We start from the raw sequence: 18,577 nt of genomic DNA, 5'->3' as shown, positions 1-18,577 counted from the left end.
TGGGGCTATTCGTACCGATTTTTCGAAATTGGGCAACCGGCGGTTTGCGTCGACGCCCAGGCGCGCACGGACACCCGTCGCGGGAGTTCCGCTTCCGTTCGGCGCCCCCGCAGCGTAACCTTGCGGGGTGACTCTCCCCCCGGCTTCCCTCGATCTCGCCCCGGCGCTCGTCGTCCTGCCCGGCCCGCGCGCGGCGGTGGCCGACGGCCAGGGGGCGAGGGCGCTGCGCGCGCCCGACGCCCGGGACCTGTTCGAGGGGGCGCCGGTGCTGCTGGCGCATGCGGCCATGACGGCGCGGCGGCTGGGGCTGAACGCCCCGCCCCGGAGCCCGCGGATCTTCGACGCCCTGGAGCTGTTCGCCTTCGTGCGGCCGGCGCGGTTCTGCGCCCCCTCGGCGGCGGGCCTGGCCCTGGCCATGGGGCTGGAGGAACCGCGGGGGGCGGAGGCCCAGGCCACGGCCCTGCGCGAGGCGTGCCGGCTGCTGCTGGCCGAGCTGGCGGCGGCGCCCGAGCCGTCGCGGGAGGAGGCCCTGGCCCTGGCCGAGACCCTGGCCCGGGGCGGCTGGCCCTGGGGGGCGGCGGTGATCGGCGCCCTGCGCTCGGCCCCGGCGGGCAACCAGTTCCGCTCCTCGGGCCTCGACGTGTGGATGCGCCTGCCCGAATGGGAGGCTGAGCCGCCGCCGGGCGAGGCCGGCTCCAGGGCCATCGAGCCGGTCGCCGCCGCCGAGCGGCTGAAGGCCCTGTTGCAGCGGTCGGGCCTGGACGAGGCGCGGCCGGCCCAGGCCGAACTCGCCGCCGAAGCCGCCTTCGTCTTCCAGCCCCGGGAGCGGGAGGGCGAGCCGCGGATGATGCTGGCCGAGGCCGGGACGGGGATCGGCAAGACCCTGGCCTATCTGGCGCCCGCCTCGCTGTGGGCCGAGACCAACGGGCCGGCGGTGTGGGTCTCCACCTACACCCGCGCCCTGCAGCGGCAGATCGAGCGCGAGAGCCGCAGCATCTACGCCGGGGAGGGCGCAGGGGCGGAAGAGCGCAAGGAATCCGGGGGAACACCCCCTCAGTCGCCTCGCGACAGCGCCTCCAGGCCGGGCGCCGCGGGACGGAAGCGGGTGGTGGTGCGCAAGGGGCGCGAGAACTACCTGTGCCTGCTGAACTTCCAGGAGCAGGCCAACGCGGCGCAGCTTGGCGGGGCGGACCTGGTGGGGATGGCCCTGGCGGCCCGCTGGGCCCGGGCGACCCGGGACGGGGACATGACCGGGGGCGACTTCCCGGCGTGGCTGCCGACCCTGTTCGCCATCTCGCCGGCGGCTCAGGCGAGCCCGGCCAATCTCGTGGACCGGCGGGGGGAGTGCATCCACGCCGGCTGCCAGCACTACCGGGCCTGTTTCGTGGAGAAGGCGATCCGCGGCAGCCGGCGGGCGGACATCGTCATCGCCAACCACGCCCTGGTGATGACCCAGGCGGCCTTCGACGGGGCGCGGGCGGCCCGGGGCTCCAAGGCCGACGGGGAGACGAGCCAGCTCAAGCGCATCGTCTTCGACGAGGGGCACCACCTGTTCGACGCCGCCGACAGCGCCTTTTCGGCGGCGCTGTCCGGGGCCGAGGCGGCGGAGATGCGGCGCTGGATCCGCGGACCCGAGGGGCGCGGCCGGCGCGGGCGCGGGCTGGAGGCGCGGCTGTCGGACATCCTGGGCGACCGGGACGGGGCGCGGGCCACCCTGCAGGACGCCATCCATGCCGCCGCCGCCCTGCCGGGCGAGGGCTGGAGCGGGCGGATCGCGCCCCCCAACGGCGAGGTGAACCCCATCGGGCCCATCGAGGCCTTCCTGGTGGCGGTGCTGGAGCAGCTGCGGGCGCGGGCCCAGGCCTCGGACATCGGCATGGAGTGCGCGGCCCGGCCCGCCCTGGACCTGGTGCGCGAGACCGCCCGGGAGGCGGCGGCGGCCCTGGCCCGGATCGAGGCGCCCCTGCTGGCCCTGGCCCGGGCGCTGGAGGACCTGCTGGACGAGGAGAGCGCCACCCTGGGCGGCTCGGAGCGGGCGCGGATCGAGGGGGCGCTGCGCGGGCTGGACCGCCGGGCGCGGATGACCCTGCCCGCCTGGCGCTCGATGCTGCGGGCCATCGACGAGGATGCGGAAGACGATCCGGACTTCGTGGACTGGTTCGACGCCACCTTCCTGTACGGGCGGGTGGTGGACGCCGCCTGCCGCCGGCACTGGGTGGACCCCACCGAGCCCCTGACCAATGCGGTGATCGCCCCGGCTCACGGGGTGCTGGTGACCAGCGCGACCCTGGCCGATCCGACCCTGGACGATCCCTTCGCCCTGGCCGAGATGCGCACCGGGGCGGCGCGGCTGCCCGACCGGCCCAAGACCCTGAAGCTCGCCTCGCCGTTCGACTATGCGGCCAACGCCCGGGCGCTGGTGGTGACGGACGTGAGCCGGGAGGACGCCCGGCAGGTGGCGGCGGCCATGCGCGAGCTGTTCCTGGCGGCCGGCGGCGGGGGGCTGGGCCTCTTCACCGCCATCCGCCGGCTGAAGGCGGTGCACGAGCGGATCGCCGGGCCCCTGGCCGACCGGGGCCTCGCCCTCTACGCCCAGCATGTGGACCCGCTGGAGGTGGGGGCGCTGGTGGACATCTTCCGGGCCGAGCAGGACGCCTGCCTGCTGGGGACCGATGCAGTGCGCGACGGAGTGGACGTGCCGGGGCGGTCCCTGCGCCTCCTGGTGTTCGACCGGGTGCCGTGGCCAAGGCCCGACCTGCTGCACAAGGCCCGCCGGGCGAGATTCGGCAACAAGGGCTATGACGACGCCATCGCCCGGGGCCGCATCGCCCAGGCCTTCGGGCGGCTGATCCGCCGGGCCGACGACCGGGGCGTCTTCGTCATGCTGGATGCGGCGGCGCCCACGCGGCTGTTCTCGGGCCTGCCCGAGGGGGTGGAGCTGCAGCGGGTGACCCTGGTGGAGGCCGTGGAGCAGGTGGCCGGGTTCCTGGGCGCGGCGCCCTAGGACGGGCGCCGGCGGCTGCGACAATCGCGCCGGCCGTGTTCCGTTTGCGGTGAGGCCGCGGCGCAGCTATCGAGCGCGCCATGAAACGCCTGGGTCTCATCGGCTTCGGCCAGTTCGGCCGTCTCGCAGCCGACATCCTGAAGGACCGCTTCGACGTCCTGGTCAGCGACCCGGCGCCGGAGGCGGCCGCCCGCGCCGCCGAGCTGGGCGTGGGCTTCGGCCCGCTGGAGGAGGCCGCGTCCCGGGAGGTGGTGGTGGTGGCCGTGCCGGTGGCGGCCATGCGCGAGGTGTTCAAGGCCATCGCCCCGCACCTGAAGCCCGGGGCCCTGGTGGCGGATGTGGGCTCGGTGAAGATGCTGCCCAGCCAGTGGATGCTGGAGCTCCTGCCCGAGCATGTGGACCTGGTGGCCACCCACCCGCTGTTCGGCCCGCAGTCGGTGGCCCGGGACGGCCTGCCGGGCCTGCGCTTCGTGATCTGCCCGGTGCGCGGCCAGCGCCACGAGCGGGTGGCGGCCCTCGGCCGGGAGCTGGGGCTGGCGGTGACGGTGACCACGCCCGAGGAGCACGATCGGGAGATGGCCTATGTCCAGGCGCTGACCCACCTGATCGGCCGCAGCCTCGTGAACCTGGGCATCCCGGACGAGCGGCTGGCGACCCAGTCGTACCAGCATCTCCTGGACCTGTGCGGCCTGATCGGGGCGGACACCTTCGAGCTGTTCACGGCCATCCAGACCCAGAACCCCTTCGCGCCTCAGGTGGTGCAGGCCTTCGTCGACCAGGCCCGCAGCCTGCTCGACCAGGTGGCGGCCTCCCGCGACAAGCAGGCCTGAGAGCCGGGCGGCCGGCTCAGCCTAAGGGAAGTCAGGCCTGGGCGAAGTCAGGCCTGGGCGAAGAACGCCTGCAGGCCCTCCACCACGGCGCGGTTGTGCTCCTCGAGGCCGATGGTGATGCGGATGTGGCCGGGCAGGCCGTAGTTGCCGACCCCGCGCACCAGCAGCCCCCGGGCGGCCAGGAAGGCCTCGGCGTCCCTGGCCGTGCGGCCGGGCGTGTCGGGGAAGCCCACCAGCAGGAAGTTGGCCGCCGACGGCAGCACCACCTCCAGGCCCAGGCCGCCGAGCTGCTGGGCGAGCCAGGGGCGCCACTGCTCCACATGGGCGATGGAGCGCTCTTGGAACTCCACGTCGCGCAGGGCGGCGACGGCGGCGAGCTGGCCGGGGATGGAGATGTTGAACGGCAGGCGGATGCGATCCATGGCCGCGGCGATCTCCTCGGGGGCGTAGGCCCAGCCCACGCGCAGGGCCGCCAGGCCATGCAGCTTGGAGAAGGTGCGGGTGACCACGACATTGGCCTGGGTGCGGGCGTAGTCGAGGCCGTCCGAGAAGGTCGGATCCTTGCAGAATTCGGCATAGGCGCCGTCCAGCACCAGCACCACGCTGGGCGGCAGGGCCTGGTGCAGGCGCACCACCTCGTCGAACGGGATCCAGGTGCCGGTGGGATTGGCCGGGTTGGCGATGAAGACGAGGCGGGTCCGCGCGTCGACGACCTTCAGCACCTCGTCCACGTCGATGCGGTAGTTGGGCTCCTTGGCCGTGCGGACCTCGGCCTGGCAGGCGCGGGCGCCGATGGCGTAGGCGGCGAAGCCGTATTCCCCCTGGACGATGTTGTCGCCGGGCTCGAGGAACACCTGGTTCAGGAGCTGGAACACCTCGTCCGAGCCCTGGCCGAAAATCAGCCGCTCGGGCTCCAGGCCGAAGTCCTCGGCCACCGCGGCGCGCAGGAGGTTGGTGCGGCTGTCGGGATAGACGTGGAGCTGGTCGACGGCGCCGGCGTAGGCCTCCCGCGCCTTGGGGCTGGAGCCCAGGATGTTCTCGTTGGCCGACAGCTTGACCGGATTGGCGACGCCCTCGGCCTTGGCCTTGCCCGGCACATAGGCGTGGATGTCCATGATCCCGGCCTTGGGCAGGGGGCGGGAGGCGCGGGCGCGCTCGTCGGTGGTGTCGGCGGCGGGAGTGTTGGAGTCGGCCATGGCGGCCGCGTCTTACACGTCCAGCGGCCCCGGCGCAGCCCCGATGACGCCCGTCAGGCGGCCCGGCGCCCGGGCCAGGCGCTCGTCATTGGGCTGGTAGTAGCCGGCCAGGGAGAAGAGCTTCAGTCCGCCGCTCTCGCGCAGCAGTTCAGCCGCCACCCCGTCGCGGCCCAGGGCCTCCTCGATGGCCGCCGCAGACCCGGGGGCGTCGGTGACCCAGAAGGTCACGTCCCCGCCGGTGGGCTCCACATCCACCTCGGCCACGGCCAGGGCGCCCATGGGGCCCCAGGCGGCCAGGCACGGCAGGGCGGCGAACACCTTGAGCCGCGGCTCGGCCAGGAGGCGGCCCCACCAGGAACTGTCGCGGGGCAGGGCGAGGACGGCGACGCCGCCCACCACCTTGGCGTCGGCGATGGCCTCCTCGGGCTTGTCTACGTAGCGGATGGGCGGGGCGGCGCCGAAGCGCAGGCGGGCGAGCTCGGCCGTGCGGGCCGGGTCCTTGCCGCCCCAGACGCTGACTTGGAACGGGCCCTGCAGGGCCAGGCTCTCCGCCATCAGCTCACGCCAGACGCGCACCACCAGGCTGGGGGTGGCGGCGGCCCGGGGGGCGGACACCAGCTTGCGGACGATCTGGGCTTCGCGGCCGGGGCGCAGGCCGAACTTGCCCGCGTCGCCCGCCGCCGCCTTGGCCGCCGCCACCGCCCGGGCGAGGCCGGCGCGCTCGTCCAGCAGGCGCAGCAGGTCGGCGTCGATGGCGTCGATGCGCTGGCGCACCTCGTCCAGTGTCGGAGCGGACGCCGCTGGTTTCGCCGTGCCGGCCATAATTTACCCCCGAAACGAAGGTCAGCCGGTTAGGTCATCGCGGGCGCACGCGCAATAGCCCGGATGGCCGCAATAAAGTTGCGGGCCGCAGGCGCCCAGGCCGGCGGCGATCCTCAGCCGAGGGCGTGGCGGGCCAGGGCCTCGTAGTGCGGCCGGGCCGCGTCGGCGATGCGGCGCAGCGCGTCGGGCAGGGGCGGATAGTCGGCGCGGACGGGCTTCGCAAAGCCCGTGGAGCGCTCGACGCTGTCGTACCAGGCCGGGGCCCAGACCCCGTCGCTGGCCCGGCGGCCGAGCGGCCAGCTGAGCATGGCCGGATCGAAGGCGATCCCCAGGGCCGCGCAGAGGGCGCCCAGGACCCGGGACGGGTCGGCCAGGACATCGGCGCCGCGGACCACGGGCGGGGGGCGGCCGAGGCGGTCGGCCTCGCGCTCGAAGATCTCGCGCTGGCGCACCACCCCGATGTCGTCGAGCGTCACGGTCCCGCGCTTCTGGATATAGGAGGCCAGGACCTCGGCCGGGTCGCGGATCAGGAAGGCGTTCACCCGCCCGCCGGTCCAATCGAGGCCGAAGCCGTCCAGCATGTGGTGGGCCATCTGCTTTTCGTAGACGACCGGAGCCTCCAGGGCGTCGAGGCCGCGGACCACCTCGCGCCAGTCGGTGGGCTGGGCGGTCAGCACCTCGTCACGCATGGGATGGTCGAGGCCGGTGGCGGCCAGGTAGGCGGCGTAGAAGGGCTCATCCACCACCTGGCAGTCGGGCCGGTTCTCGAAGCTGCGCATCATGGCCGTGGAGATGTTCCGCGGCCCCGACCACATGGCGATCCGGACGGTCATAGCAGGCCCGCGTCCCGGTCCTTGAGGCGCTCATAGGCGGCGCGCAGGCGGGTGGTGACGGGCCCGGGCAGGGCCTCCGGCAAGGTCCGCCCGTCGATCTCGCGCACGGGGGTGAGGCCGCCGAAGGTGCCGGTGACGAAGGCCTCGTCGGCGGCCCGGGCGTCCTCCACGGGGAAGTCGCCGAGCACCAGGGGCAGGCCCTCCTCGCGGCAGAGGGCGATGACATTGGCCCGGGTGACGCCATTGAAGCAGTAGTCCCCCCTGGACGTCCGCACCTCGCCGTCGCGCACCCAGAAGAAGTTGGTGGCGTTGCAGCTGGACACGTAGCCGTGCGGGTCCAGCATCAGGGCCTCGTCGCCGCCCCGGTCCATGACGTCGATCAGGGCGCGGATCAGGTTGAGGCGGCTGTGGGAGTTCAGCCGCATGTCGAACATCTCGGCCGGGGTGCAGACGATGGACGAGGTGGCCAGGGCCAGCCCCCGGGTGACGATCTCGGCGGACGGCTGCTTGTACTCGGCGGTGATGACGATGGTGGGCCGGCCCAGCCAGTTGCGCGGGTCCTGGTTCACGGCCGCCTTCTCGCCCCGGGTGACCATCAGGCGAAGGTGCGCCCCGTCCTCCATGCCGTTGGCCTCGAGGGTGCGGCGGATCTCGGCGGTGAGCTCGTCGGGGGGGAGGCCGATGTCGAGGGCGATGTCCTTCAGGCCGCGGTAGAGGCGGTCGAGGTGGGCCTCCAGGAACAGCAGCCGGCCCTTGTGCAGCCGCAGGCCTTCCCAGACGCCGTCGCCGAGGACGAAGCCGGCGTCGAAGATGGAGACCTTGGCCTCGGCCCGCGGGACCAGGTCGCCGTTGACGTAGATCTTCAGGTCCGCGTTGCGCGGATCGGCGGCGAAATCCTGGCTGCCGGCCATGCTCTCCCCCAAGCTGTCGGCCCCATAGACCGCGAGCCGCCCGCCTCGCGCAAGCCGTGCGCTTCACCCGGGACGCGGCGGAGCCTATGGAGGCGGACCGGCGCGGAAGGACGGAACCATGGGCTTCATCGGCGGATCGACCATCGAGCGGGAACTGGCGGAGCTGACGCCCTGGCCCAGCCCGGCGCCGGCCATCACCCGGCAGGAGCGCGAGGCGCGGCTGGCCAAGGCCCAGGGGCTGATGGCAGAGCTGGGGGCGGACGCCCTGATCGTCGGGGCGGGCGCCTCGCTGCGTTATTTCGCGGGCGTCGGCTGGGGCGCCGCCGAGCGGCTGGTGGCCATGCTGCTGCCGCGCTCGGGCGCGCCGGTGATGATCTGCCCGGCCTTCGAGGAGGGCTCGCTGAAGGCCTCCCTGGGGATCGAGGCGGCCCTGGCGCTCTGGGAGGAGCATGAGAGCCCGTACGCCCTGGCAGCGAAGGTGCTGCGCGACCTTGGGGCGCGGCGTCTGGCCATCGATCCGGCCCTGGCCTTCTTCATGTTCGACGGCCTGCGGAGCGCCGCCCCGGACATCGAGACCACCAGCGGGGCGGCGGTGATCGACGGCTGCCGGATGACCAAGTCGCCGGCCGAACTCGCCCTGATGGCCCAGGCCAAGGCCATGACCCTGGAGGTCCATCGCCGGACGGCCCGCATCCTGCGCGAGGGGATCACCACGGGGGAGGTGCGGCGCTTCATCGACCAGGCGCACCGGGCCCTGGGCGCCGACGACGGCTCGTCGTTCTGTGCGGTGCAGTTCGGCGAGGCCTCGGCCTATCCGCACGGCGTGCCGGGGGAGCAGCGCCTGAGCGAGGGCGACCTCGTGCTGATCGACACCGGCTGCCAGGTGCAGGGCTACAACTCGGACATCACCCGCACCTATGTCTTCGGCGAGCCGAGCCCCGAGGTCCTGCGGGTCTGGGAGGTGGAGAAGCGGGCCCAGGCGGCGGCCTTCGCCGCCGTGCGGCCGGGCGTGCTTTGCGAGGAGATCGACGCCGTGGCCCGGCGGGCGCTGGAGGCCGAGGGCTTCGGCCCGGACTACCGCCTGCCTGGCCTGCCCCACCGCACCGGCCACGGGATCGGCCTGTCGATCCACGAGGCGCCCTACCTCGTGCGCGGCGACAAGACCCCGCTGCAGCCGGGGATGTGCTTCTCCAACGAGCCGATGATCGTCGTGCCGGGCCGCTTCGGGGTCCGGCTGGAGGACCACTTCCACGTCACCGAGGACGGGGCGGCCTGGTTCACGCCGCCCCAACCGGCCATCGACCGGCCGGTCTAGCGAAGGCTTCAGGCGGGGCGGATCAGGCGGCGTCCTTCGCCGGGGCCAGGGCCTGGTGCAGGGCCTGGAGCAGCTGTTCCGGCTTCATGGGCTTTTCGACCACGGCGTTCATGCCGGCGGCCAGGTAGCGGTCGGCGTCGTCGGGGTCGGCGTTGGCGGTGAGGGCGATGATCGGGATGGCGCCGCCGGGCAGGGGCAGGCTGCGGATCGCCCGGGTGGCGGCGACCCCGTCCATGCGCGGCATGCGGATGTCCATGAGCACCAGGTCGAAGCGGCCGCTGCGGACGGCCTCCACGGCCTCCATGCCGTCCTCGGCGGCCTCTGAGGTGCAGTCGAACATCTCCACCAGGCTCTGGGCGACCATGCGGTTGGTGGCGTTGTCGTCCACCACCAGCACATGGGCCGGGCGCGGGGCCGAGGGGTGGACCTCGGGCTCGGCGGCCGGCGCCGGGGCGAGGTCCAGGGTGAAGGCGAGGGTCTCGGAGGCGCCGGCGCAGGTCTCCCGTGTCAGCCGCCCGCCCATGGCCTCGAGCACGGTGCGGGCCAGCATGGCCGAGAGGGCGGCCTCCAGGCCCAGGCGCGCGTCGATGGCGCGGATGCGGCCTTCCAGGTTGTGGCCGTCCAGGGCGAGAGGGACGACATCCCCGTGGCGGGCGCCGCGCACGCGGCCTTCCAGTCGGACGCCGGAGGCGGCGGCGATGGTCCGCAGGGTGACCTCGACGGCGGTGCGGCTGCGGGCCCCGACGGCTTCGCCGATGAGGCCGTCGAACACCTGCAGGAGCCGGTCGCGGTCGGCCAGGGCGCAGGCCTCGGGATCGCCGTCGTAGGAGACGAGCAGGGTGACGCCGGCGGGGCCGGCCCGGCGGGCCCAGGTTTCCTGCACCGCATCGGCCAGTTCGCGCAGGCGCACCGGGGCGAGGGTGAGGCTGGGCGTCTCGCGGGCGGCGGCGCGCAGGTCGAGGGCGCTGTCCAGCAGGCGGCGCAGGCCCACGGCGGCCTCGGCGATGCCCTCCACGCAGGCTTGGGCGTCAGGGGCGAGGCGGCGGTCGGTCAGCCGCTCGGCCAGGGCCTGCACGCCCTCAAGCTGCTGGCGGAAGTCCGCGCTCACACGCTCGAAGAAGTACTCTGGTAGGGACATGGCGCCGGACGGCTCTCGAGGACTGGGCCCGGACACTTTGGCCGCGGCGGCTTGCACATAGGTTAAATCCCGCAACCGAGGGTCGCGGAGCGCGGTCGGCCGGCGGGTAAAAAATGGCGGCAGGCCGGGGGCCTGCCGCCAGTGGCGCAACTGGGAGGAAACGCGCCGAGAAACTAGAAGCGGTACTGCAGCTCCACGCCGTAGGTCCGCGGCTGGATGAGGCCGCGGGTGATCGCCGTGCGGGTCTGGGTGAGCAGACCGGCCTGCGGGTTCGGCGGGACGTCGTAGATGGCCGACGGGGCGTTCGAGCCGTTGGAGGTGAAGCCCTTGTTGTCGAACACGTTCTTCACGAAGCCGATGACCGTGTAGCGGTCCTGGCCGTCGTTCCAGAGGACGCGCAGGTCGGTGACGTCGTAGGCCTTGACCCGGTTCGCCTCGCTCTTGAACGGCTGGTAGTAGGTCTTGTCGGTCCAGGTGTAGGTGGCCGACAGGATCAGGTCGCCCGCGTCGAAGTTGAAGGTGTAGTTCGCGTTGCCGGCGAACTTGTGCTTCGGCGACTGGTAGATCCGCGAGCCCTTGAGGGTCTGGAACACCAGCGGGGCGCCGTTGGAGTTGGCCGAGCCGCCGGCCGGGGTCGCCCGCGGGTCGAGGGCGCCCGGGTCGGCCGGGTCGTAGAAGCAGCAGCCGTCGGTGATCTCGGTGTGCAGGTAGCCGTAGCTGGCCGACAGGTCGAGGTTCTCGATCGGCCGCCAGATGGCTTCGAGCTCAAGGCCGTAGGCCTCGGCGTCGACGTTGACGAAGTTGTTCGAGGCCGAGGTGCCGGCGGCGTTCAGCTGCGACAGGTTGAGCTGCAGGCCTTCGTAGTCGTTGTAGAAGGCCGCCGCGTTCAGCTGGAAGCGGCCGGCGAAGGTCTTCTTCAGGCCCACTTCGAAGGCGTCGACCTTCTCCTCGTCGGCCTCCGGATCGGGCGCCAGGGTGCCGAGCAGGAAGCCGCCCGACTTATAGCCGCGGCTGTACTTGCCGTAGACCAGGGTGTCGGCGTCGGGGGTCCAGTCGAGGTTGAGGACGCCCGTGACCGCATCCCAGCTGTCGGACAGGCTGCGGTAGTTCTGAACGCCGGGGGCGTTCGGGTCCATGTCGCTGGAGACGTCCACCGCGATCGCGCCGTTCATGACGGAGGGCGATTGCAGGATCAGGCGCTGGTACTCATCGCCTGACTTCTTGTCCTTGGTGTAGCGCAGGCCGACGGTGAGGGCGAACTCGTCGTTGAACTCGTAGGCGCCCTGGCCGAACACGGCCCAGGCCTTGGACTTCAGGGCCGACTGGCTGTCGACGAAGTTGCGCTCGGGGTTCGGCGCGGCGAGGTCGCCCGCCAGGGTGAACGGCGTGGCGAGCTGGACCTGGTTGGGGTTCGCCAGCTGGATCCGCTGACGGTACTTCTCATGGTACTGATAGACGCCGAGGATCCAGCGGAAGGGCCCGTCGCCATTCGAGGTCAGGTTGACCTCGTTGGAATAGTACCACTTGTGCTCGTCGAAATCGGTGGTCTGGGTCGGGAAATACGGGACCGCCAGCACACCGAGGATGGGGTCGGTGCGGCTGGTGTTATCGTAGTCGCCACCCGTCTGGTAATTATACTTCTGGAAGCCGCCGATATACTTCAGGTCGGCGAAGCCCAGGTCGTAGGTGATCGTGGTCATGGCCACGTGGTTGCCGCGCAGCTGGCCGTAGCCGTCCGTGTTGGTGTCCATCACGTACGGGTCGGCGACGCCCGGGTTCGGCTTGGTGTAGCCGAACTGCGGGTTCACCTGCAGCTGGCCGATGGGGCCGAAGACGCGGGTGGTGTCGTAGGGCGTGGTCAGGTTGGCGAGGCGGTCGCCCACGCCCATGGTGTCGTCCCAGACCGAGCGGTTGTAGCGGACGAAGATGTCGAGCCGGTCGGTGGGCTCGAACTCCATCTGCGCCTCGTAGTAGCTGCGCTTGATGAAGGCGCCGTCGTTGGCCGGGCCGATGTTCTTGATGAAGCCCTTGCCCTGGTCGTCGTGGCTCGCGCCGATCTTGAAGCGCAGGTTGTCGGCCACGGGCAGGGAGACCGCGCCCTCGATCCGGTAGCGGTCGTAGTTGCCCACCAGGCCGCGGATCTCGCCGCTGTACTCGTGGCTCGGGCGCTTGGAGATCTGGTTGACCGCGCCGCCGATGGCGTTCCGGCCGTAGAGGGTGCCCTGCGGGCCGCGCAGGATCTCGGTGCGCTCCACGAACAGCGGGGTCTTGAACAGCTCGGACGAGGAGGCCGAGTAGAAGCCGTCCGAGTAGGAGGCCACGCCCGGGTCGTTGCCGATGTAGTAGGTGTTGCGGCCGGCGCCGCGCAGGCTGACCCGGTCGGTGCCCGAATAGTTCATGCCGGGCGTGAAGTTCACGAAGTCCTGGATGCCGGTGATGCCGGCGATATCGCGCTTCTCGGAGGTGAAGGCCGACACCGCCACCGGCACGTCCTGGAGGGACTGCTCGCGCTTTTCGGCGGTGATGACCAGTTCGTCGAGGAGGGCGCCTTGCGAGGCGGCGTCCTGCGCCATGGCCGGGGCGGCGACGGCGACGAGGGCCAGGGCCGAAGCGCTCGCAGCGAGCAGACTCCGCGCGTGAGCGGTTTGCGACATCAATGTCCTCCCTGGGCGCGCGGTTACGGGCCGCGGCCTCATTGGTTTGTTGGTTGGTGAGGCGCGGGGAGGCGCCTGTGGCGGACCCTCTGGCGCGGAGCCCCGAGACGTCAACTGTACGTCGATAACTTAAGACGATTCAGCGACGGTTTTGCGGGCCTGTTGCGGAAGTACCGCACTTTCAAATCGGATGCACAAAAGTGAACAATGGTTTTCGAATCCCTTGTGCCAAAGGGCCGGTGGAGGCGGCGCACGGCCAGTCGCCGTACCTTCGACTCAAAACGGGCGGGGATTGGTGGAGCCGGCGCGGCCTTGGCGAGCACCCTGAGGCGGGCTGGGCGGACCCTGCGGCGGGCATGAAGAAAGGGCGGCGGATTGCTCCGCCGCCCCCGAAGGCTTCTGGGATGGAACTTCGGTCTTAGAACGACTTGGAGATCCAGATCCCGTAGGTGCGCGGCTCGGTGTAGAACACGTTGCGGAACATGCCCGAGCTGTCGTCGGTGAGGTAGAAGTCGGTGATCGCCTCCTCGTCGGTGGCGTTCTTGACGAAGGCGCCCAGTTCGACGCCCAGGTCCGGATTGCTTACCGTCAGGGTCAGGTTGACGTTGTCCCACGACCGGATGCGATCGGCGTCCGAATTGTAGATTCGGGCGAACGTCTTGGTCTGCTTGTAGTAGTCGCCCCGCAGGGTGGCCTCCCAGTCGCCCAGGTTCCAGGTGTACTGGGCCCCCAGCGAGATGGTCCATTCCGGCGAGTTCGGCAGCTTGTTGCCGTCCAGGCTGACCGGAACGCCTTCCGAGACCAGGCCGCCGAAGGCGTTGGTGCCCGCCGCGATGGCGCCCGTGCCGGCGATGTTCGAGCCGGCCCCGGCCTCGCTGACCAGGGTGCAGACCCCGAGCAGGTTGAACGGGTTGGGCGTGAAGCCCGGCACCTGGCCGTTGGAGATGGCCAGCGCCGTCTGGGCGTCGGCGGTGGAGACCACGCAGTTGGCCGCCGCGCTCGACTTGATCAGGGTCAGACGCGGATCGCTCTGCGTCCGGTTGAAGGTGTCGATGGAGTCGCCACCCTTGATCTTGGTGTCGAGCCAGCCGATGGCGGCGTTGAACCGCAGGCCGTCCAGGGGCTGCCAGATGGACTCGAACTCGAGCCCCTTGACCTCGGCGTCGATGTTCTCGTTGACCGAGGTCCGGTTGACGATCTTCGAGACCTGATAGTCCTTGTAGTCGTAGTAGAACCCGGTGAGGTTCAGCTGCAGGGTGCCGTTGGCCAGGGTGTTCTTGGTGCCGATTTCGTAGGAGTTGATGAACTCCGGCTGGAAGATCGGCGACACCGGCACCACGCCGACGCCCGGGCTGAACGGCGGGTTCACGCCGCCGGCCTTATAACCCCGCGAGTAGAAGGCGTAGACCAGGGTGTCGTTGGTGAAGTCCAGCTCGGGCTTCCAGTCGAAGCCGAAGCGGCCCGTGGTCTCCTTGAACTTGACCTTCTGGGTGCCGATCGGGATCGGGCCGACGCCGGGCGTGTTCAGGGCCACCGAATTGGCCTGCACCTTCTTGTCGTCCACCGTGTAGCGGAGGCCGAGCGTCCATTTGAAGGTGTCGGTCATCTCCCAGTAGAGCTCGCCGAAGGCGGCGTAGGACTTCAGGGAGTACGGCGTGTAGTTGTCGTAGTAGTTGTGGCCCTGGCGGGTCGGGTCGGCGCTGGGGTCGACGCTGATGCAGGGGGCGGCGCCCACGCAGTTGGCGTCGCCGGCCGACAGCAGGTTGTTGATCTGGATGTAGCCGGTGCCGGTGTTGAACATCACGAAGTAGTCGGTCTCGGTCTCGAACTTCGTGAGCATCCCGCCAATGTTGTAGTTGAACGGCCCGTCAAAGTCGGACTGCAGCCGCAGCTCGTGGCTCCACTGCTCGGCGTTGGCCGAGGAGATGTCGCTGGTGGTGAAGCGGTTCTGCGCCCCGTTCTGCGGGTCGTTGATGACGCCGCCCGGGAACAGCAGGTTGTAGACCGCCGCGTAGCCGCCCGGGATGGGGGCGGAGGCGAAGGCGTTCACCGGATTGGGCGTGGTGTTGAAGAGGCTCGACGGCAGGTACCGGTTGTAGTCCTGGCGCGTGTAGAGCTTGTAGAAGGTGAAGGCGCTGAGCCAGTTCACCGTCAGGTTGTCGGTGAGGTCGAACTCGGCGTTGAACTCGTAGATGTCGGTCTTGGACTTGTAGATCGGGTCGAACAGCGACTCGATGTCCCGGACGTCCTTGGTCTGCATCTTGCCGGCGTAGGCGTCGCCGGTCTGGAAGCCGCCGAGGGCGGCGAACAGACCGCCCAGGGTGCCCTGGGAGTTCACCGTGCCGAGGGCGCTGGGGTCGTACAGCGAGGTCGGCAGACAGCCCTGGACGAAGAAGCCGCGCTGAATGTCGGCCACCGCCGGGATCGCCGAATAGGCGAGGCCGCCGATGTTGTCCGGGCCCGGGTCCTTGGTGCAGAACTGCTTGCCGATCCGCGAGCGGTTGTCGTGCTCTTCGAAGTGATCGTAGAGCAGCCAGGCGCGGAAGCGGTCGGAGGGGTTGAAGGAGATGGTCGCCCGGGCGCCCCACAGATCGCGGTCGTCGGCGTCGTTGCCGGTGGCCAGGTTGGTGCCGTAGCCGTCGCGCTTCAGATAGTTGCCGGCCAGGCGGACCGCGAACGTGTCGCCGAGCGGCATGTTCACCATGCCCCGCAGCTTGATCGAGTCGTAGTTGCCGTACTCGGCCCGGGCGTTGGCCTGGAAGGTGTCCACCGGCTTGGCGGTGATGAGGTTGACCACGCCGCCCGTGGCGTTGCGCCCGTAGAGGGTGCCCTGCGGACCGCGGAGCACTTCGACGCGCTCCATGTCGTAGAATTCGGTCTCGAACAGGTTGTTGGCGATCAGCGGGGCGTTGTTCAGGTGGATGCCCGTGCCGGCGTCGCCCGAGGCGGAGACCAGCTTGGAGCCGATGCCGCGGATCTGGAAGTTGTAGCCGGTGAAGTTCCCCTTGGAGAAGTTCACGTTCGGCACGGCCAGCACCAGGTTCGGGCCGCCGTCGATCTTGGACTTCTCAAGGGCGTTCTGGTCGAAGGCGGAGACGGCGATGGGCACGTCCTGAAGCGCTTCGGCGCGCTTCTGCGCGGTGACGACCAGTTCCTCGATGACGTTGGCGCCGGCGGTCTGGGCCGAGGCCGTTCCCGCAAAGGCGCACATCACGCCGAACGACACGCCAGCAGCCAGCACGCCGCGAAGGCTTGCACTTTTCATCAGTTTTCCTCCCAGAGGCGCGGGCTCTTTTCGGCCCTTCTCGCCTGATCGCCGCAGAAATGCGTTGCGGGGAGTGCGGCGTGCCCCCCGGCAACTTGACCATGAGGCTGGCTCTCGATGACGCCCGTGTCAACGAAGGCTAGCGGGCGCCTCGTGTTCAAATATGCGCGTTCGCCCAACAGTGTGGCGCCGGCGCCAACCAACTTTCCCCTACGTCGCTTCCCCTCGAGGGCGTTCCGGCCCATATGGGGCCGATGACCGACCCTTCCGCGGGCCGTGGCGCGGCCCTTGTCCTGTTCTCCGGCGGCCAGGATTCCACCGTCTGCCTGGCCTGGGCGCTGTCCCGCTACGCGCGGGTGGAGACGGTGGGCTTCGACTATGGCCAGCGGCACGCCGTGGAGCTTGAGGCCCGGCAGGAGGTGCGCGCCCGGATGGCCGAGGCCTTCCCCGAGTGGGCGGCGCGGCTCGGCGAGGACCACATGCTGGAGATGCGCGGCTTCGGCGCCATCGGCGGCACGGCCATGACCGAGGCCCGGGCGTTCGAGATCACCGAGAAAGGGCTGCCCAACACATATGTGCCCGGCCGCAACCTGGTGTTCCTGACCTACGCCGCCGCCCTGGCCGACCGGCGGGGCGTCCCGGTGCTGGTGGGCGGCATGTGCGAGACCGACTATTCGGGCTACCCCGACTGCCGCCGGGAGGCGATCGACGCCATGCAGGCGGCGCTGAACCTGGGCATGGCGCAGGACTTCCGCATCGAGACGCCCCTGATGCATCTCACCAAGGCCGAGACCTGGGCGCTGGCCAAGCAGCTGGGCGGCGAGGCCCTGGTGACCCTGGTCGTGGAGGCCAGCCACACCTGCTACGCCGGGCAGCGCGGGGTGCTGCATCCCTGGGGCCATGGCTGCGGGACCTGCCCGGCCTGCGAGCTGCGGGCCCGGGGCTTCGAGGAATGGGCGGCGGGAGGCCGGCCGGCGCTCGCCGCATGAGCTACGCCGTCAAGGAGATCTTCCTCACCCTGCAGGGCGAGGGCGGCCAAGCCGGCCGGCCGGCGGTGTTCTGCCGCTTCGCCGGCTGCAACCTGTGGAGCGGCCGGGAGGAGGACCGGGAGAAGGCGGTCTGCACCTTCTGCGACACCGACTTCGTGGGCATGGACGGGCCGGGGGGCGGGCGCTTCGCCGACGCCGAGGCCCTGGCCGCCGCGGTGGAGGCCGCCTGGGTCGGCGGGCCGGACCACCGCCTGGTGGTGCTGACCGGAGGCGAGCCGCTGCTGCAGGTGGACCCGCCCCTGATCGCGGCGCTGCACGGCCGGGGATTCTCCATCGCCCTGGAGACCAACGGCACCCTGCCGGTTCCGGAGGGCATCGACTGGATCTGCGTGAGCCCGAAGGCCGACGCCCAGGTGGTGCAGACCTCCGGCCAGGAGCTGAAGCTGGTGTTCCCGCAGGAGAAGGCGCCGCCCGAGCGGTTCGAGCACCTCGATTTCGAGCGTTTCCTGCTGCAGCCCATGGACGGGCCGGACCGCGTCCAGAATACGCAGGCGGCCATCGCCTATTGCCTCGCGCACCCTCGCTGGCGTTTAAGCGTGCAAACCCACAAATACCTCGGCATCGCCTAGGCCTGTCGCCGGGCGGCCGCACCTTGATTGTTTGATGAGCCAGCCAGTCTTCGAGATCACCAAGGCCGCGACCTTCGATGCGGCGCACTACCTGGAGGACGGGCCGCAGCACCGGCCCTATTCGCGCCTCCACGGCCACTCCTTCAAGGTGGAGGCCACGGTGCGCGGGAACGCCCAGGAGCCGGTCGGCTGGGTGGCGGACCTCGCCGACCTCGACGGGGCGCTGAAGGCGGTGGCGGCCGAGCTGGACCACTGCCTGCTCAACGAGAAGCCGGGGCTGGAGCGCCCGACCCTGGAGCACCTTTGCATGTATTTCGCAGAGCGGCTGAAGGGCCCGTTCCCCGGCCTGTCGCGGGTGGTGGTCTCGCGCCCGACCATCGGCGAGAGCTGCGCCATGCAGGTGGCCTGACCCGGCCGCCTGGAGGGCTGACCGGGCCGGCTGACTTCAGAACTTACTTCCGGGCCGCGACGCCGGGGTCGGTGGCGCGGCGCCAGGGTCCGGCGTATTCGGGCTCGTTCCGGCGGCGCCGGTCGGGGCCGAAATAGTCGGCGGTGCGCACGAAGGGCCGCGGGTTCTCCACCACCTGATGGATGCGCTCCACCACCCCCCGGGCGGTGAGCGGCTTGGCCAGGAACTCGTTCACCCCGGCGTCGCGGGCCTCATTGACCCGGGCGAAGGTGGAGTGGCCGGTGATCATGATCACCGGGCAGAGCTGGTTGGGACTGTCGGGCGAATTGCGCAGCAGGCGGACGAAGTCGATGCCGTCCAGGGGCTGCATCGACAGGTCGGTCATGACGATGTCGATGGGATGGTTGCGCATCATCTGGAGCCCTTCGGCCCCGTCGTTCGCCTCGTAGATCTGGGTGACGCCGATGGCGCGCAGGATCTCGGCCAACAGCACCCGCATGTGGTGGTTGTCGTCGACGAGCAGAATCCTGAGCAGGTCGTACCGCAACGGCTGACCGAACGTCCCCTCCGCAGCCGACGCCT

14 protein-coding genes are annotated in these 18,577 nt (G+C 70.8%); 6 read left to right on the top strand and 8 right to left on the bottom strand.

What is annotated here, in order from left to right; translation table 11 throughout:
* Positions 1–127: 127 nt before the first annotated feature.
* Both BO64_RS08495 and BO64_RS08490 read left to right on the top strand, forming a co-directional pair.
* A complete protein-coding gene (locus BO64_RS08495) occupies positions 128–3,004 on the top strand; it encodes an ATP-dependent DNA helicase (protein WP_496402854.1) in 2,877 nt (958 codons plus the stop codon).
* An 80-nt stretch (positions 3,005–3,084) separates the two neighbouring features.
* Positions 3,085–3,834, top strand: coding sequence for a prephenate dehydrogenase/arogenate dehydrogenase family protein (locus tag BO64_RS08490; protein WP_496402853.1), 750 nt, complete (start codon positions 3,085–3,087; stop codon positions 3,832–3,834).
* Between the two features lie 47 nt (positions 3,835–3,881).
* Here the strand turns inward: BO64_RS08490 and hisC are convergent, their stop codons facing one another.
* The 4 genes from hisC to BO64_RS08470 form a co-directional block, all read right to left on the bottom strand.
* On the bottom strand, positions 3,882–5,030 hold the full coding sequence (hisC, locus tag BO64_RS08485; protein WP_496402852.1) for a histidinol-phosphate transaminase: 1,149 nt from the start codon (positions 5,028–5,030) through the stop codon (positions 3,882–3,884).
* A gap of 12 nt (positions 5,031–5,042) precedes the next feature.
* Positions 5,043–5,852, bottom strand: coding sequence for a chorismate mutase (locus tag BO64_RS08480; protein ID WP_496402851.1), 810 nt, complete (start codon positions 5,850–5,852; stop codon positions 5,043–5,045).
* A gap of 113 nt (positions 5,853–5,965) precedes the next feature.
* A complete protein-coding gene (locus BO64_RS08475) occupies positions 5,966–6,685 on the bottom strand; it encodes a sulfotransferase-like domain-containing protein (RefSeq protein WP_496402850.1) in 720 nt (239 codons plus the stop codon).
* Positions 6,682–7,596, bottom strand: coding sequence for an aminotransferase class IV (locus BO64_RS08470; RefSeq protein WP_496402849.1), 915 nt, complete (start codon positions 7,594–7,596; stop codon positions 6,682–6,684). The genes BO64_RS08475 and BO64_RS08470 overlap by 4 nt, the downstream gene beginning before the upstream one ends.
* A 118-nt stretch (positions 7,597–7,714) precedes the next feature.
* Between BO64_RS08470 and BO64_RS08465 the strand changes: the two genes are divergently transcribed.
* Positions 7,715–8,911, top strand: coding sequence for a M24 family metallopeptidase (locus BO64_RS08465; protein WP_496402848.1), 1,197 nt, complete (start codon positions 7,715–7,717; stop codon positions 8,909–8,911).
* Between the two features lie 22 nt (positions 8,912–8,933).
* Here the strand turns inward: BO64_RS08465 and BO64_RS08460 are convergent, their stop codons facing one another.
* The 3 genes from BO64_RS08460 to BO64_RS08450 form a co-directional block, all read right to left on the bottom strand.
* On the bottom strand, positions 8,934–10,049 hold the full coding sequence (locus BO64_RS08460; RefSeq protein ID WP_496402847.1) for a response regulator: 1,116 nt from the start codon (positions 10,047–10,049) through the stop codon (positions 8,934–8,936).
* 173 nt (positions 10,050–10,222) lie between these two features.
* A complete protein-coding gene (locus BO64_RS08455) occupies positions 10,223–12,703 on the bottom strand; it encodes a TonB-dependent receptor (protein WP_496402846.1) in 2,481 nt (826 codons plus the stop codon).
* A 418-nt stretch (positions 12,704–13,121) separates the two neighbouring features.
* Positions 13,122–15,968, bottom strand: a complete 2,847-nt coding sequence (locus tag BO64_RS08450; RefSeq protein ID WP_496402845.1) for a TonB-dependent receptor — start codon at positions 15,966–15,968, stop codon at positions 13,122–13,124.
* 254 nt (positions 15,969–16,222) lie between these two features.
* Here BO64_RS08450 and queC point away from each other — a divergent pair, with 254 nt between their 5' ends.
* From queC to BO64_RS08435, 3 genes are read left to right on the top strand one after another with little or no spacing between them, the layout of a single operon-like run.
* Entirely contained in the window at positions 16,223–16,957 is a 735-nt protein-coding gene (gene queC / locus BO64_RS08445; protein ID WP_496402844.1) for a 7-cyano-7-deazaguanine synthase QueC, read from the top strand.
* Complete coding sequence (queE, locus tag BO64_RS08440; protein ID WP_496402843.1) at positions 16,954–17,586, top strand: 7-carboxy-7-deazaguanine synthase; 633 nt, start codon at positions 16,954–16,956, stop codon at positions 17,584–17,586. Before queC ends, queE begins: the two co-directional genes overlap by 4 nt.
* Positions 17,587–17,620: 34 nt before the next feature.
* Positions 17,621–17,995 carry a 6-pyruvoyl trahydropterin synthase family protein gene (locus tag BO64_RS08435; protein WP_496402842.1) on the top strand — a complete coding sequence of 125 codons (375 nt, stop codon included), beginning with the start codon at positions 17,621–17,623 and terminating at the stop codon, positions 17,993–17,995.
* Between the two features lie 43 nt (positions 17,996–18,038).
* Here BO64_RS08435 and BO64_RS08430 read toward each other — a convergent pair whose 3' ends face one another.
* Complete coding sequence (locus BO64_RS08430) at positions 18,039–18,542, bottom strand: response regulator (protein ID WP_496402841.1); 504 nt, start codon at positions 18,540–18,542, stop codon at positions 18,039–18,041.
* Positions 18,543–18,577 lie beyond the last annotated feature (35 nt).

The sequence above is a fragment of the Phenylobacterium composti DSM 19425 genome, assembly GCF_059568645.1.
The sequence above is the reverse complement of the archived record's forward strand: the minus strand, read 5'-3'. Positions and strand labels throughout refer to the sequence as shown.

Bases quoted from the DNA above. Each gene is read 5' to 3' on its own strand.
- BO64_RS08490 (WP_496402853.1), top strand. From the start codon at position 3,085: ATGAAACGCCTGGGTCTCATCGGCTTCGGCCAGTTCGGCCGTCTCGCA.
- hisC (WP_496402852.1), bottom strand. From the start codon at position 5,030: ATGGCCGACTCCAACACTCCCGCCGCCGACACCACCGACGAGCGCGCC.
- BO64_RS08480 (WP_496402851.1), bottom strand. From the start codon at position 5,852: ATGGCCGGCACGGCGAAACCAGCGGCGTCCGCTCCGACACTGGACGAG.
- BO64_RS08475 (WP_496402850.1), bottom strand. From the start codon at position 6,685: ATGACCGTCCGGATCGCCATGTGGTCGGGGCCGCGGAACATCTCCACG.
- BO64_RS08470 (WP_496402849.1), bottom strand. From the start codon at position 7,596: ATGGCCGGCAGCCAGGATTTCGCCGCCGATCCGCGCAACGCGGACCTG.
- BO64_RS08465 (WP_496402848.1), top strand. From the start codon at position 7,715: ATGGGCTTCATCGGCGGATCGACCATCGAGCGGGAACTGGCGGAGCTG.
- BO64_RS08460 (WP_496402847.1), bottom strand. From the start codon at position 10,049: ATGTCCCTACCAGAGTACTTCTTCGAGCGTGTGAGCGCGGACTTCCGC.
- BO64_RS08455 (WP_496402846.1), bottom strand. From the start codon at position 12,703: ATGTCGCAAACCGCTCACGCGCGGAGTCTGCTCGCTGCGAGCGCTTCG.
- BO64_RS08450 (WP_496402845.1), bottom strand. From the start codon at position 15,968: ATGAAAAGTGCAAGCCTTCGCGGCGTGCTGGCTGCTGGCGTGTCGTTC.
- queC (WP_496402844.1), top strand. From the start codon at position 16,223: ATGACCGACCCTTCCGCGGGCCGTGGCGCGGCCCTTGTCCTGTTCTCC.
- queE (WP_496402843.1), top strand. From the start codon at position 16,954: ATGAGCTACGCCGTCAAGGAGATCTTCCTCACCCTGCAGGGCGAGGGC.
- BO64_RS08435 (WP_496402842.1), top strand. From the start codon at position 17,621: ATGAGCCAGCCAGTCTTCGAGATCACCAAGGCCGCGACCTTCGATGCG.